The sequence below is a fragment of the Micromonospora pattaloongensis genome, from assembly GCF_900107255.1.
GTDB lineage: Bacteria > Actinomycetota > Actinomycetes > Mycobacteriales > Micromonosporaceae > Micromonospora_I > Micromonospora_I pattaloongensis.
Window position 1 is genome coordinate 1,066,838 of the sequence record NZ_FNPH01000001.1, and the last position, 13,801, is coordinate 1,080,638.

Here is a 13,801-nt window from a genome sequence, read left to right on the forward strand (position 1 = left end):
CCGCCTCACGGACGGCCAGTGCCGGCTGTCGACACGCCCCCGGGTCGGCGCGGGCGAGCGCTCCCCGACAAGAGTCCCCTCGCTCGTCGTCCGCGCCGGCACCCCCCGTGGTGCTTCTCGCCGTGAAACCGTAGCCGCACGGGGCACGGAAAGCTGTCTGGTTGGCGGAGAGAGTCCGGATATCGCCGGCAGTTCTGCCGGTCTTTCTGCCGGTGTCGGCCGTACGCTGACGCGGTGCCGCACCCGGGTCCGCCTCCGGTCCCCGGCCCGCCGTGCGGTCCACCCCGGCTCCGCCGGCTACGCCCCGAGTTCGGCGGGGTCGGTCTCGGTGCTGCCGGCCGTCGCGCCCGGGTGCACCGCGTCCCGCACGCTGCGCAACGCGTCGAGCAGATTCCGCAGCTCCGTCGGCGTGAGCTGTCCGGTGAACCACTCCTCGATCAGCCGCAGGTGGCCGGGGAGCGTCTGGTTGAGGCGGGTCACCCCGGCCTCGGTGAGGACGGCGTACGAGCTGCGCCGGTCGGAGGGGCAGGCGCGGCGGCAGAGCAGTCCGTCGCGCTCCATCCGGTCGACGACGCGGGTGACGCCGCTGGTCGACAGCGACGTCTGGGCCGCGAGGTCCGTCATCCTCAGTTGCATCCCGGGAGAGCGCGACAGCCGCATCAGGACCTCGAACTCAACGGTGGAGAGGTCGTGCTCAGCGAACTGGGCGGCGAACCGGGCCGCGAGGCCGGCGTGGGCCTCGAAGAAGAGGCCGACCGCCGTGATCCGCGGATCGTCGGACATGTTCTCGGTCACCCGACCATGGTAGCAGTACTTGACACGGGGAATGTTGTTCGTTCTATAGTTGTTGCGTCAGCCGTTGGCATCCTCAACTATCTGGTCCCGGAGGGGCAAGCAACATGACCACCACTGACCTGAACACCCGCGAGTGGAACGGCCTCACCATCCCGACCGCCGGCACGTACGAGCTCGACGCGGCGCACAAGCGCGTCGGCTTCAGCGCGCGGCACATGATGGTGAGCAAGGTGCGCGGCGAGTTCACCGAGGCGACCGCCACCATCACCGTCGGCGAGGACCCGCTGCAGTCCGCCGTGTCCGCGACGATCCAGGCCGCGAGCATCGGCACCGCCCAGGGCGACCGCGACGGCCACCTCAAGAGCGCCGACTTCCTGGACGTGGAGAACCACCCGACGCTGGAGTACCGCAGCACGGGTGTGAAGGAGATCAACGGCAACGAGTTCGTGCTCTCCGGCGAGCTGACCATCAAGGGCGTGACGCGTCCCGTCGACCTCGAGGTCGAGTTCGAGGGCGTCGGCCGCAGCCCGTACGGGCAGGACATCTTCGGCTTCACGGCGACCGCCGAGATCGACCGCGAGGAATTCGGCCTGACCTGGAACGTGGCGCTGGAGACCGGCGGCGTGCTGGTGGGCAAGAAGATCAAGATTGACATCGAGGGTGAGGCCATCCGGCAGGCCTGATCGTCGCCACGGTCGCGTCCCGGTCGCCACGATGGCGGCCGGGACGCCGCCGTATCCGGGGTCTGGAGGACTCCGACCGGATGTGGAAGGGTGGACATAGCGTTCTCACCCGCTCACGTACGGGTGACTGCAGCCCGCCCTGTCTCTGGCCCAGAGGAGTCGGCGCTCTTACCGTGGACGTTGCATCGGGCTGCACGGTGGGCATATAGCCCCGCGACCGCGTCGACAACACCTCGCGTCGGGGAGGGCACATGGGCAAGGACGTCCCGCCGGGCGGATTCTCGCGGGAGGACCGCGTCCGCTACCGCCAGAAGGTACGCCGGTGCCTGGACGTGTTCGCGCTCATGCTCGACGACTTCGGCTTCGACGCCGACCGCCCGACGACGGGACTCGAGGTCGAACTCAACCTCGTCGACCCCCGGGCCGAACCGGCGATGCGCAACGCCGAGATCCTCGCCAACCTCGCCGACCCGACCTTCCAGACCGAGCTCGGACAGTTCAACCTCGAGCTGAACGCGCGGCCGCGGCTCATCGAGGGGGCCGGCTTCGCCGACTACGAGGAGGATCTGCGCGCCAGCCTCGGGCGCGCCGAGGAGCGGGCGTTGAAGGCGGACGCGACGATCATGATGATCGGGATCCTGCCCACCCTCACCGCGCGCCACCTCGTCGTGGACAACCTCTCCACGAACGCGCGTTACCGCGTGCTCAACGAGCAGATCGTCTCGGCACGCGGCGAGGACATCGGCCTGGACATCCACGGCGTCGACCGGTTACGCACCCACACCGACTCGATCGCTCCCGAGGCGGCCTGCACGAGCGTCCAGTTCCACCTGCAGGTCGCGCCGGACACGTTCGCGAGCTACTGGAACGCCTCCCAGGCGATCGCGGCCGCCCAGGTCGCGGTCGGCGCCAACTCGCCGTTCCTCTACGGCAAGCAGCTCTGGGCCGAGACCCGGATCGCGCTGTTCGAGCAGGCCACCGACACGCGGTCGGACGAGCTGAAGGCGCAGGGCGTACGGCCCCGGGTGTGGTTCGGCGAGCGCTGGATCACGTCGATCTTCGACCTCTTCGAGGAGAACGTGCGCTACTTCCCGCCGCTGCTGCCGATCTGCGAGGACGAGGACCCGGTCGAGGTGCTGCACAACGGCGGCGTCCCGACGCTGGGCGAGCTGCGGCTGCACAACGGCACCGTCTACCGCTGGAACCGCCCGGTCTACGACGTGATGAACGGCCGCCCGCACCTGCGGGTGGAGAACCGGGTGTTGCCGGCCGGACCGACGGTGGTCGACATGCTCGCCAACGCGGCCTTCTACTTCGGCCTCGTGCGGGAGCTGGCGGAGGCGGACCGGCCGATCTGGAGCCAGTTGACGTTCAGCGCCGCCGAGGAGAACTTCCACGCGGCCGCGCGGCGCGGGATCGAGGCGACCGTGCACTGGCCGCGCATGGGCGAGGTGCGCATCACGGATCTCGTGCTGGACGTGCTGCTGCCGAAGGCATACACCGGGCTGGACCGGTTCGGGGTGCGGCCGGCGGACCGCGACCGGCTCCTCGGCATCATCGAGGAGCGCTGCCGGACGCGCCGCAACGGCGCGGTGTGGCAGACGGAGGCGGTGTGGGCGGCCGAGCGTGGGCGCGGATTGAGCCGTTCCGCGGCGCTGCACGAGATGCTGCAGCGCTACGGCGAACTGCAGCAGGGCAACACCCCCGTGCACACCTGGCCGATCCCCGATTGACGCCCCTGCCCGCGGCGGGGCGGTGTCAGTGCGGGCGACGTGCGGGGCGGCGGGGGCCGGCCTTGGCGGCCTCCGCGGTGCCCGCTTCGGTCGAGCGGACGGCGGTGGTGACGGACGCGGTGCCGCGCGCCGGCGACCCCGAACTCTGGGCCGGGCCGGACGGCGAGTAGACGGGGGCCGGCTGGTCGGTGCGCGCGGCGCTGTCCCCCTGTGCGGCCGCCGGTGACGGGGCCGGCTCGTCCCGCTCCGGTGCGACGGCTGCCGGGCCCGGCTGAGGTGCCGGCGACGGCTGCGCGCGCTGCACGAGCGCGGTCACCAGCACCGAGCCGGCGAGCCCGGCGATCACCGCGTACGGCGCCATCAGATGCGCCGACAACTGCTCGCCGCGGATGCCGGCCAGCCGCGGCGCCGCCAGGAAGTACGCCGCGGCCACCAGCAGCGGTCCGACACCCCCGGAGATGGCCGCCCCCACGCGGTTCTCCGAGCGCCGCGCCGACGGCCAGGCCGCGAGGGCACCGATCACCAGCGCGGAGCCGAGCGCCAACGCCGCACCGGGCCAGTAGAAGTAGTTGCGGAACCAGAACCGCTCGCTGTCGGCGGTCATCTCCCAGACCCCGAGCTGCGCGGCGGTCAGTCCACGACCGGAGAGCGCCCCGTGCACGACCGCCAGCACGGCGATCAGCCACAACCAGGCGAGGGTGGCGACGACGTTGGTGGCGCCGGCCCGGGAGACGAGCGCCCAGACGGCGATGACCAGCCCGACGACGACGCCGACCACCGCGTACCCCGCCGCGATCGTCTGCGGCGAGAACGTGTCCGCGCGGGTGGCGTCGCGGGCCGGAACGGCGACGAGCGCCACCGTGACGAGCGCCCCGACCCCGGCGGCGAGCGCCACCGCCGTTCGCCAGAGCGCCGTGGCGAACGCGGAAGCCCGTGACGGTGCGTCCTCGGCGACCGGCGACGGCGCGCGTCCGGCGCCGAGAGCCTGGGCGCAGACCGCTCCGAGCACAGTGGACGTCGCGCCGATCCAGGTCGCCCACGTGAGGCTGGCGATCCACGTCGCCTCGCCCGCCAACCCGACGGATGGGGACCAGGTGACGATGCCGAGCCCGTAGCCCAGCCCGAGCTGTGCCGCGCCGGCGCCAGCAGCAATGCCGATCGCGCTCGCGATCGCTCCCCAGCCTCGAACGGCCATGCCGGGCAGCGTAGCGCTCACCCCGTGTCGGGGCGAGCCTTCGGCTGTCCCGACCGGTGACCGTATCCCCGTGATCACGATGCGTGGCGCGTGACCGTTGCGTCGGTCGGTATACGCGGCCGCGCCCGGCGCCGCGCCGCACGCGGCGAACGAGACACCGGCCGGATAACTTGGTGACGGCGGATCGCTTCGACCGCGCGCGAGAGGACGTGACATGACCGACGACCGTCAGGAGCGGCGCGAGTCGGCGCAGCGCGATGCGGCGGCGGACCGGGGGGAGGTGAACCCGGGGGAGGCGCCGGATCGTACGCAGGCGTTCGATCCGTTCCGGGACGACGATCCGACGACCGACGACGATGCGGAGCGCGACGCGCGCCCCGAGCCGGGTGGCGCGCCGCAGGAGCCGTCCGACCCCGCGGTGGCTCCGGAGAACCCGGAGCAGACCATGTCGTTGTCCCGCGGCGACGAGACCGCCCCCATGCCGTGGAGCGATGAAACCACGCAGCTCGGGCGGGGCGATGAAACGGCGCGGCTGCCGCGGGGCGACGAAACCGCCCCGATGCCGCGGGGCGCTGAGACCAGTCATCTGCCCGGCGGGGACGCGACGCGGCGGTTGTCGCCCGGTGCGGCGTGGGCGGGCCGCGCGGAGGTGCCGCCGCGCACGGCCGGGCCGTTGCCCGGCCCGGAACCGGGCGGCTGGGAGCCGCTCGCCGAGGACGGGAACCGCCGGTGGTGGCTCCCGATCCTGTTCGGTCTGGTCGCGTTGCTGCTGGTGGGCGTCATCGGCTTCGGCGTATGGCTGATTCTTCAGTCGCGTGACGCCGGAACCGGTCCGGTGCTGCCGTCGCCATCGCCGTCGACCTCCAGCGCCGTTGCGACGACCGCACCCGCGCCCCGGCCGACCACGGCCGCGCCGACGACCGCTCGGCCGACGCCGTCGGCGACGACCGCCGCACCGGCGCAGGTGCCGTCGGTGATCGGACTGCCGGAGGCCGACGCGCGTGCCGCGCTCGACGACGCCGGGTTGATCTATCGGCTGGAGTATCGCGGCTCGGACCAGCCGGCGGGCACCGTCATCGAGACGGACCCCCCGGTGGGGACGGCGGTGTCACCGGGAGAGCCCGTGACACTGGTGATCGCCGTGCCACGGACCGCGCCCGGCACCTCCGGCCCGACGGCCTCGCCGCAGCCGACCCGCACCCGATGATCACAGCGTCAGTCGTTCCCTCCCGGGACGGCGCGCCGCCGCCGTGTGGCCGGCGGTAGGCGAACCGACGCGTCGGCAGTACGCGGTGCGGCGCGGTCGGCGTCGTGGGTCGGGCGGCGCGCGGGTGAACGCGACGGGTCAGCCGGCGCGCGCCGGAACCCGCGCCGGCACGGCGGGGGCCCGGCGGATCCCGCGCGAGCGCAGCTCGGCGGCCGGGTGCACCTGGCGGAGGCCACTGGCCTGCACGAAGATCGATCGCCGTTCCACGGCGTCGCCGGCGGCGTTGAGCTCGTACCCGTCGAGCCAGATCCAGCCGTCGTAGGTGGGCCAGTCGTGCACCCGGATCACCCGGAAGAGCAGGGGCTCGGCGAACTGCACGCTCGCCGCGCGGGTTACATGGAGGACGTCACCAGAGCGGGGTAGCACATCGACTCCTGTCCCGAATCTGCCATTTTGGCCGTGCGATCGTTCGCGTCTTACCCCGGACCCCCGTCCGCATCCCACAGATCACCCGGTCGAGTCGACCCGTGCGGTACTCCCGCCGCGACCCGCGGGCATCCAGCGTGGTTGCCTGCCCGCGCCCGGGGTCGGCTGACCGCCGTCGCCCCGGAGCCGTCGCCGCGGTGTCAGCGTCTCCACCGATGCGGCGCGGCGTCCCTCCGGGATTCCGGTGGCGCCGCCCCGGCATGCTTTTGTGATGCCGTCGCCCCGCGCCCGGTGGATCGTTGGAGAGGGCGGCCAGCGCCTTCTCCGGTCGATCCGCCACGCTGAGTGACCCACGGCATACGCACAGGGTGCACGAACCGTATGCTCAATGCAAGTTGCAATGTGGGCCTGCGTACCTGCCTTGTTTCGGGCGGAATTGATCCTTGATGTCCCGGCGGGGCTGCCGGGGGAGCGGGACGCCGCGACGGTTCCCCGCTCCGCCGTCCGCGTCGACACGGCTACGGTGCGCTCGCCCGACCGCCTGCTACGGAGGTGACCGGTGACCGAGCGCCGGAGCCCGACCATCCGTCGCCGCCGGCTCGGCGCCGAGCTGCGCCGACGCCGGGAGGCGGCCGGGGTGACGATCGACGGTGTCGCCGAGCTGCTGGAGTGCTCGGCGTCCAAGGTGTCGAGGATTGAGACGGGGCACACCAGCGCGACGCCGCGGGACGTCCGGGACATGCTCGCGATCTACGGCACTGCCGGGGCGGAGCGCGACGAGCTCGTGCAGATCGCGCGGGAGGCGCGGCAGAAGGGCTGGTGGCACCCGTACAGCACGGTGTTGACCGGCGCGTACGTCGGGCTGGAGGCGGCGGCCTCCTCCGTCCGGGCGTACGAGCAGCAGGTGGTGCCCGGGCTGCTGCAGACGGCCGACTACGCCAGGGCGATGATCCGCGCGGCCCGGCCGGACATCACGGCCGACGAGGTCGAGCGGCGGGTGCGCGTCCGATTGGGCCGTCAATCGTTATTGATCCAGGACGATCCAATCGACCTGCGGGTGGTGCTCGATGAGGCGGTGCTGAGCCGACCGGTCGGCGGTGACGCGGTGATGCGCGCGCAGTTGGAGCGGCTTCTCGAAGCGGCCGAGCTGCCGAACGTGACGCTGCAGATCCTGCCGTTCGACGCCGGAGCGCACGCCGGGATGGACGGGACCTTCGCCATCCTCGACTTCCCCGAGCCGAACGATCCGGCGGTGGTGTACGCGGAGAACGCCACCGGCGGGTTGTTCCTGGAGAAGGCGGAGGAGCTGCGGAAGTACGTCTTCATCTTCGACCACGTCTGCGCCGCCGCCCTCCGACCGGAGGAGTCCGTGTCGGTTATCGCAAAGCTGGCAAAGGAGCCATTGTGGACGTTGAGATCAAGGGGTTCCGGGTTGACCTGACCGCCGCCGAGTGGCGCAAGAGCTCGCGCAGCGGACCCAACTGCGACAACTGCGTCGAGGTCGCCTTCGTCGGGGGCGCCATCGCCATCCGCGACTCGAAGAACCCCACCGGCCCGGCGCTGATCTTCACGCCGGACGAGTGGGACGCCTTCGTCGGGGGCGCGCGGGACGGGGAGTTCGACCTGGTCTGACGCCTTCCGCGTGGCGGTTGTCACCCGTCCGTGCCCGTCGCCGGCGCGGCGACACGTCGTTGTACCCAACGGCGCGGCGGATGCCGCGTCAACCCGCCGCGCGGGTTCGCAGACCGAGCGAGGGACAGGCGACAGGTGATGACCATGGGGTCCGAGAATCTGACCAACGGCTCGGCGACGCAGGATCGGTTCGGGAGCCAGTACCGCGGTAGCCGCCGCGACGCGCTCAACGGCGACACCGCCGACGACCTCGCGCCGCGCAACGGCTCCGCTGCCGCTCGTGCGTCGTCCGACCGTCCGGCGCTGCCCTCACTCGACAGCGGGCTGAAGGAGCCGGTCTTCCCGCCGGCCGGCTGGCTCGACGCGTCCGGTGGCGCTTCGCTGGCGGATCACCCGGTCCTGCGTGGCCTGCTGATGGAGCTGCCGCCGAAGGGCAACGCGCCGAGCGCGGAGTGGCTCGACCGGTGGTTCGAGGCCGCCCGGTCCATCCTCGAACTGCTGTACGCGCAGGACATGACCCGCGGTCGCTGACGGCGCCACCACCCGCTCGACGAGCCGGCTGTGTCGGAGCGCGTGACGCGCGCCGATCACCGCCGCCGCGATCACGGCGGCGGTGATCACCGGACCGGTTCCGGCGGGGCCGGTGAGTTCGACGACGCCGGTCGCCGCGACCGTTCCCGGTAGCATCGCCAGGCCTGTGAGCTGCACCGGCAGCGCCACCATGGGATGCGCGGCCGAGGCCCGCAGCGTCGGCGCGGCGGGTGTCCGGGGCGCGGTGGCGAACGCGGCCGCCGTGCGGCACAACCGGCGGAGCCGGCGCAGCGTCCCCGCCGCCACCGCGAACGCCGGTCCGGCCGGCAGCGCGAACGCGGCGAGCAGGTGATCGGGTCCCCGATCCGCCGTGCCGAGCGCGGCCAGCGTCCCGCCCGCCATCGCGGCGAGTCCCGCCCCGGCCAGTACGACCATGCCGACCGCCCGGCGGCGCAGCGCCCGTGCCGAGCGGGTCCGCGGCAGCCCTTCGACGATGACGCCGGCGGCGAGCCACACCGCGGCGGTCGCGAGCAGCAGGGCGAGGTCGGCGTTCACCGCATCAGCGTCGCCGCGCGCCCGGCACCCGCGCATCCGGGCGCGGCCCCGGCGCCTCCCCGATCCGCACCCCGTACGGGTGCATCGCGTCGCGGTATGGGAACTCCGGCATCTGTACCCGACCAGCCCAACCCAATAGCCTTCCCATAGATCGGGCACCGCTGATTCCTCGCCGCGCGGCGTGCGGGCGGCGCGTGCCGGTCGGAGGGGAGGAAGTCATGACAATCCCGCGGAGATCGGCGGTCGTGGGGGCGGTCGCGTCGGCCATGCTGGCCGCGGCGGCCGTGCCGGCCGCCGCAGCGCCGGCGGAGGGCGCGATCCTGAACGTCGGCGGTGACACGGCGATCGCCGACAGCTACATCGTCGTCTTCAAGGACAACTCGGTCAGCCGTGGCGGTGTCGCGGCGGCCGCGCGGGATCTCGCCGGGCGGCACGGTGGGCGGCTCGGGCACACGTACAGCGCGGCGCTGCGCGGCTTCGAGGTGCGGTTGGACGCGACCCGCGCGGCCCGGATCGCCGCGAACCCGGCGGTCGCGTACGTCCAGCAGAACCACACCGTGACGATCCAGGGCACCCAGCCCAACCCGCCGTCCTGGGGCCTCGACCGCATCGACCAGCGCAACCTGCCGCTGAACAACTCGTACACCTATCCGAGTACGGCGGACACCGTCCGCGCGTACGTCATCGACACCGGGATCAACTTCGCGCACAACGACTTCGGCGGCCGCGCGACCAGCGGCTTCGACGCCGTCGACGGCGGGTCGGCGGACGACTGCAACGGGCACGGCACGCACGTGGCCGGCACGGTGGGCGGCGCGTCGTACGGCGTGGCGAAGGGCGTCCGGCTGGTCGGCGTCCGGGTGTTGAACTGCCAGGGCAGCGGCACCACCGCGCAGGTCGTCGCCGGCATCGACTGGGTGACGGCGAACGCGGTCAAGCCGGCGGTGGCCAACATGAGCCTCGGTGGCTCGGCGGACACCGCGATCGACAACGCGGTGGCCAACTCGATCAACTCGGGGATCACGTACGCGATCGCGGCCGGCAACGGCAACATCCTGGGAGTCCGGCAGAACGCCTGCAACACGTCGCCGGCCCGGGTGCCGGCCGCGGTGACGGTGGGCGCGACGCAGAACAATGACGCCGCCGCCAGCTTCTCCAACTACGGCACCTGCGTGGACATCCTCGCGCCGGGGGTCGACATCACCTCCGCCTGGCACACGAACAACACGGCGACGAACACGATCAGCGGCACGTCGATGGCGTCGCCGCACGTGGCCGGCGCCGCCGCGCTGGTGTTGGCCGCCAACCCGAGCTGGACGCCGCAGCAGGTGCGCGACGAGCTGGTCGGTAAGGCGACCCCCAACGTGGTGACCAACCCGGGCAGCGGCACCCCGAACCGCCTGCTCTACGTCGGTGACGGCGGCACCGAGCCCCCGCCGCCGCCACCCCCGATCGGCTGCTCGGGCAGCAACGGCACCGACGTGCCGATCCCGGACGCGGGCGCCGCGGTGACCAGCGCGATCAGCATCGCCGGCTGTGGCCGGGCCGCCTCGGCGTCCGCGACGGTCGCGGTGAACATCCGGCACACGTTCCGCGGCGACCTCGTCATCGACCTGCTCGCCCCGGACGGGTCGGCGTACCGGCTCAAGAACAGCAGCTTCCTCGACGGCGCGGACAACGTGAACGCCACGTACACGGTCAACGTGTCCGGCGAGGCGGCGGACGGGACGTGGCGGCTCCAGGTCCGCGACGTCTACTCCGGCGACACCGGGTTTGTCGACACCTGGACGCTGACGGTCTAGTCAGCCCCCGTACCGACCTGGGGAGGGTCGGCTGAGGTCCCGGCGCCGCTCGCGCCGGGACCTCACCATGTCCGACGTCGGTGCGCGACGCGGGAACTGCGGCCGGGTCAGACGCTGAACGAGGCGGGGCGCTCGGTCGCGGCCGGGGGCGGCGTCGCGGCCCACAGCTTCGTCTTCTGCGCCCCGAGCCGCGCCAGGTAGGCGGGGTTGAGCACGATGTAGCGGTGCCACAGTCGCTTCGGCTCCAGGCCGAGGCGCCACAGCCACTCCAGGCCGGCGCGCTGCATCCACGGCGGCGGCTTGCGCAGCAGCCCCGCGTGGTAGTCGAAGGCCGCGCCGACCGCCATCAGTGGCATGTCCAGCAGCGGCCGCATGGCGTACGCGAAGACCTCCTGGCGGGGGCAGCCCAGACCGACCAGCACCAGCCGCGCGCCGGACGAGCGGATCCGGTCCGCGATCTCCGCGTCCTCGCCGGGCTGCACCTGCCGGAACTTGGACGCCTCCACACCGGCGATCTTCAGCGCCGGGAACATCCGCTCCAGCGCCGGCAACAGCCGGGACAGCGTCTCGTCGGTGGACCCGTAGAGGTAGACCGGGAGCCCGTCCGCGGCGCACCGCTCAAGCACCTTCAGCGTCAGCGACGGCCCGTAGACCCGATCCGTGAGGCCGGCGCCGTGCAGCAGGTTGAGCGCCCAGCGCACCGGCTGGCCGTCCGGCGTGACCAGGTCGAAGGAGTTGAGCCGCGCGTTGTGCGCCGGGTCGAGGACGCCGGTCATCACGCCGTGCACCGCCAGCGCCGTGAGCGCCAGCGGCCGGCGCTCGTGCGCTGCCGCGATCACCTGGGCGGTGGCCGCCTCGTAGTCGACCGCGTCGACCAGGACGCCGAGTACGTTGCGCTTACCCTGCGCGATCATGCCTGCGGCACCCACTTGTCGACGTTCGCCTCGTAGATCTCCTGCAGGATCATCGGCACGTCGTAGACCTGCTTCCAGTCCGGGTAGTCCCGCTGGAACGCCTCGTTCGAACCGATCCACCACTGGTGGTCGCCGATCCGGTTGGCCTCGTGGTACTCGGTGATCATCGGCTGCCCGGTGATCCGCTCGGCGACCGCGAACGCCTCCAGGTGCGAGGTGTTGGAGTGCCGCCCACCACCGAGGTTGTAGACCGCGGCGGAGCGCGGGTCGCGGAAGAACGCCTCGAACGCGGAGACGACGTCGTGGCTGTGGATGGCGTCCCGCACCATCTTGCCCTTGTAGCCGAAGATCTTGTACGTGCGGCGTTCCATGTTGCACCGCATCACGTAAGCGAGGAAGCCGTGCAGCTCGGTCGCGGAGTGGGCCGGCCCGGTCAGCGTGCCGCCGCGGAAGCAGGCGGTCCGCATGCCGAAGTACCGCCCGTACTCCTGGACCATCACGTCCGCCGCGACCTTGGAGGCCCCGAAGACGGAGTGCAGGCACGCGTCGATCGACATGTCTTCCTTGATGCCGTTCTCGTACGGGTGCCCCGGCTCGATCTCCCAGCGCGTCTCGAGCTCGACCAGCGGCAGGCTGTTGGGGCGGTCACCGTAGACCTTGTTGGTCGAGCAGTGGATGACGGGCGCCTCGATGCAGTGGTCGCGGACGTTCTGCAGCACGTTGAGCGTGCCGCCCGCGTTGACGTCGAAGTCGGTGAAGGGGTCGCGGACGGCCCAGTCGTGGGAGGGCTGCGCGGCGGTGTGGATGACGACCGCGATGTCGCGGCCGTACCGCCGGAAGATGCCCGCGAGCGCGTCCCGGTCCCGGATGTCCACGGTCAGGTGCGTGTACGCGCCGCCGAGCTCCTCGCTCAGCCGCCGCACGTTCCACGCCGTCGACGCCTCGGCCCCGAAGAACTCCCGGCGCATGTCGTTGTCGATGCCCACCACGTCCAGGCCCAGCCCGGCGAAGTGCCGGACGGCCTCCGAGCCGATCAGGCCACCTGATCCGGTCACCAACGCGACACTCACACGGCACTCCAGGGCGTGGGGGGCAGCAGAACCTCAGGAGCATAACGCGGCGCGGGCGCGCGCGGCCCGGTGCGGAGCGCTCCCGGCGGGCGCCGAAGATGCCGGAAACGCCGAAGGGGCCCCGCTTTCGCGGAGCCCCTTCGGCTCTGGTGGGGAAGGGGGGAGTTGAACCCCCACGCCCTTTCGGGCACACGGACCTGAACCGTGCGCGTCTGCCATTCCGCCACTTCCCCGGGCCGGCTCGGGACATAATACTCAGTCCCGTGCGGATTGCTCGTGCTCCCCCAGGAGTATCTGCAATCCCACCCTTCGGCAGGTGCTGGGACATATTACGCTGTCCCTGGCGTCGTCACGAGCGGTATCCGCCGCCCGTGGCGCCTGGGAAGAGTAGCACGGCAACATCGGCCGTAACCACAGGCCGTAAGCAGGGGCCGATCGGCGCGTGAGATGCGCGCGCGACGGCCGGATACCATCATGTCCTCGGAACCCGAGGAGGAGCCGGTGAGCGTGCTGCAACGCTTCGAGAAGCGTTTGGAAGGCCTGGTCGAAGGGGCCTTCGCGAAGGTGTTCAAGGGGGTCGTCCACCCTGTGGAGATCCTCAACGCCATGCAGCGGGAGGCTGAGGCGCACAAGGCTATCCTGGCCGGCGGGCGCACTCTGGTGCCGAACCGCTATGTGATCGATCTCTCGCCCTATGACCATAGCCGCCTCGCGCCGTACGCCGCCGCGCTGGCGCAGGAGCTCGCCCAGTCGCAGGCCGAGTTCATCGGCGAGCAGGCCTGGACGGTCTACGGGGACGTGATCGTCGAGATCGAGCGCGGCGACGGCCTGGACACGGGGATGTTCCGGGTCACGGCCGAGGTCTACACCGGCGGCGACGTCGCCCCGGTGCCCCAGCAGGCCTACGACGCGGCGCCGGCGTACTCGCCGTACGACCAGGGTGGCGGCTACGGGCCGCCGCCGGGACAGGGCGGGCGGAACATCCGGTTGGTCTCCGGTGACGGGCGCAACTACCCGCTGCAGATGGGCTCGACGGTGATCGGCCGTGGCGACCAGGCCAACCTGCGGCTGCCCGACGTCGGCATCTCCCGCCGACACGCCCGGCTCGATTTCGACGGCGCCCAGGTGGTGCTCACCGATCTCGGCTCGACGAACGGGACGATGGTCAACGGTCAGCGGGTTTCGGCGGTGGCCCTCAACCCGGGCGACATGATCCAGCTGGGTACGACCACCCTCACGTTCCGAGTGGACGGCTAGA

Annotated in this window: 14 protein-coding genes and 1 tRNA gene; 9 read left to right on the forward strand and 6 right to left on the reverse strand. The window is 72.0% G+C overall.

What is annotated here, in order from left to right:
• Positions 1 to 297: 297 nt before the first annotated feature.
• Positions 298 to 783, reverse strand: coding sequence for a MarR family winged helix-turn-helix transcriptional regulator (locus tag BLW47_RS05170; RefSeq protein WP_425435344.1), 486 nt, complete (start codon positions 781 to 783; stop codon positions 298 to 300).
• A gap of 116 nt (positions 784 to 899) precedes the next feature.
• Here BLW47_RS05170 and BLW47_RS05175 point away from each other — a divergent pair, with 116 nt between their 5' ends.
• On the forward strand, positions 900 to 1,478 hold the full coding sequence (locus tag BLW47_RS05175; protein WP_091551933.1) for a YceI family protein: 579 nt from the start codon (positions 900 to 902) through the stop codon (positions 1,476 to 1,478).
• A 251-nt stretch (positions 1,479 to 1,729) separates the two neighbouring features.
• Positions 1,730 to 3,211, forward strand: coding sequence for a glutamate-cysteine ligase family protein (locus BLW47_RS05180; RefSeq protein WP_091551935.1), 1,482 nt, complete (start codon positions 1,730 to 1,732; stop codon positions 3,209 to 3,211).
• Between the two features lie 25 nt (positions 3,212 to 3,236).
• Here BLW47_RS05180 and BLW47_RS05185 read toward each other — a convergent pair whose 3' ends face one another.
• Complete coding sequence (locus BLW47_RS05185) at positions 3,237 to 4,406, reverse strand: hypothetical protein (RefSeq protein WP_091551937.1); 1,170 nt, start codon at positions 4,404 to 4,406, stop codon at positions 3,237 to 3,239.
• Between the two features lie 214 nt (positions 4,407 to 4,620).
• Between BLW47_RS05185 and BLW47_RS05190 the strand changes: the two genes are divergently transcribed.
• Positions 4,621 to 5,613, forward strand: coding sequence for a Stk1 family PASTA domain-containing Ser/Thr kinase (locus tag BLW47_RS05190; RefSeq protein ID WP_245736356.1), 993 nt, complete (start codon positions 4,621 to 4,623; stop codon positions 5,611 to 5,613).
• Positions 5,614 to 5,751: 138 nt separating this feature from the next.
• Here BLW47_RS05190 and BLW47_RS05195 read toward each other — a convergent pair whose 3' ends face one another.
• Positions 5,752 to 6,039: a hypothetical protein gene (locus tag BLW47_RS05195; protein ID WP_245736358.1), complete on the reverse strand. Its 288-nt coding sequence runs from the start codon at positions 6,037 to 6,039 to the stop codon at positions 5,752 to 5,754.
• A 559-nt stretch (positions 6,040 to 6,598) separates the two neighbouring features.
• Between BLW47_RS05195 and BLW47_RS05200 the strand changes: the two genes are divergently transcribed.
• The 5 genes from BLW47_RS05200 to BLW47_RS05220 all read left to right on the forward strand — a co-directional run bounded on the left by BLW47_RS05200 (position 6,599) and on the right by BLW47_RS05220 (position 10,559).
• Positions 6,599 to 7,480, forward strand: a complete 882-nt coding sequence (locus tag BLW47_RS05200) for a helix-turn-helix domain-containing protein (protein ID WP_091551938.1) — start codon at positions 6,599 to 6,601, stop codon at positions 7,478 to 7,480.
• A complete protein-coding gene (locus tag BLW47_RS05205) occupies positions 7,444 to 7,671 on the forward strand; it encodes a DUF397 domain-containing protein (protein WP_091551941.1) in 228 nt (75 codons plus the stop codon). The genes BLW47_RS05200 and BLW47_RS05205 overlap by 37 nt, the downstream gene beginning before the upstream one ends.
• 135 nt (positions 7,672 to 7,806) lie before the next feature.
• Positions 7,807 to 8,202, forward strand: coding sequence for a hypothetical protein (locus BLW47_RS25520; protein WP_091551943.1), 396 nt, complete (start codon positions 7,807 to 7,809; stop codon positions 8,200 to 8,202).
• Between the two features lie 166 nt (positions 8,203 to 8,368).
• A complete protein-coding gene (locus BLW47_RS25525; protein WP_091551946.1) occupies positions 8,369 to 8,554 on the forward strand; it encodes a hypothetical protein in 186 nt (61 codons plus the stop codon).
• A gap of 421 nt (positions 8,555 to 8,975) precedes the next feature.
• Positions 8,976 to 10,559, forward strand: coding sequence for a S8 family peptidase (locus BLW47_RS05220; protein ID WP_091551949.1), 1,584 nt, complete (start codon positions 8,976 to 8,978; stop codon positions 10,557 to 10,559).
• Positions 10,560 to 10,666: 107 nt separating this feature from the next.
• Here the strand turns inward: BLW47_RS05220 and BLW47_RS05225 are convergent, their stop codons facing one another.
• The 3 genes from BLW47_RS05225 to BLW47_RS05235 all read right to left on the reverse strand — a co-directional run bounded on the left by BLW47_RS05225 (position 10,667) and on the right by BLW47_RS05235 (position 12,776).
• Positions 10,667 to 11,473: a WecB/TagA/CpsF family glycosyltransferase gene (locus tag BLW47_RS05225; protein ID WP_091552606.1), complete on the reverse strand. Its 807-nt coding sequence runs from the start codon at positions 11,471 to 11,473 to the stop codon at positions 10,667 to 10,669.
• Positions 11,470 to 12,543: an NAD-dependent epimerase/dehydratase family protein gene (locus BLW47_RS05230; RefSeq protein ID WP_091551951.1), complete on the reverse strand. Its 1,074-nt coding sequence runs from the start codon at positions 12,541 to 12,543 to the stop codon at positions 11,470 to 11,472. Before BLW47_RS05230 ends, BLW47_RS05225 begins: the two co-directional genes overlap by 4 nt.
• A gap of 147 nt (positions 12,544 to 12,690) precedes the next feature.
• Positions 12,691 to 12,776 (reverse strand) — tRNA-Leu (locus BLW47_RS05235).
• 241 nt (positions 12,777 to 13,017) lie between these two features.
• Here BLW47_RS05235 and BLW47_RS05240 point away from each other — a divergent pair.
• A complete protein-coding gene (locus BLW47_RS05240) occupies positions 13,018 to 13,800 on the forward strand; it encodes an FHA domain-containing protein (RefSeq protein ID WP_091552609.1) in 783 nt (260 codons plus the stop codon).
• Position 13,801: the final 1 nt, after the last annotated feature.

Bases quoted from the DNA above. Each gene is read 5' to 3' on its own strand.
- BLW47_RS05170 (WP_425435344.1), bottom strand. From the start codon at position 783: ATGTCCGACGATCCGCGGATCACGGCGGTCGGCCTCTTCTTCGAGGCC.
- BLW47_RS05175 (WP_091551933.1), top strand. From the start codon at position 900: ATGACCACCACTGACCTGAACACCCGCGAGTGGAACGGCCTCACCATC.
- BLW47_RS05180 (WP_091551935.1), top strand. From the start codon at position 1,730: ATGGGCAAGGACGTCCCGCCGGGCGGATTCTCGCGGGAGGACCGCGTC.
- BLW47_RS05185 (WP_091551937.1), bottom strand. From the start codon at position 4,406: ATGGCCGTTCGAGGCTGGGGAGCGATCGCGAGCGCGATCGGCATTGCT.
- BLW47_RS05190 (WP_245736356.1), top strand. From the start codon at position 4,621: ATGACCGACGACCGTCAGGAGCGGCGCGAGTCGGCGCAGCGCGATGCG.
- BLW47_RS05220 (WP_091551949.1), top strand. From the start codon at position 8,976: ATGACAATCCCGCGGAGATCGGCGGTCGTGGGGGCGGTCGCGTCGGCC.
- BLW47_RS05225 (WP_091552606.1), bottom strand. From the start codon at position 11,473: ATGATCGCGCAGGGTAAGCGCAACGTACTCGGCGTCCTGGTCGACGCG.
- BLW47_RS05240 (WP_091552609.1), top strand. From the start codon at position 13,018: ATGTCCTCGGAACCCGAGGAGGAGCCGGTGAGCGTGCTGCAACGCTTC.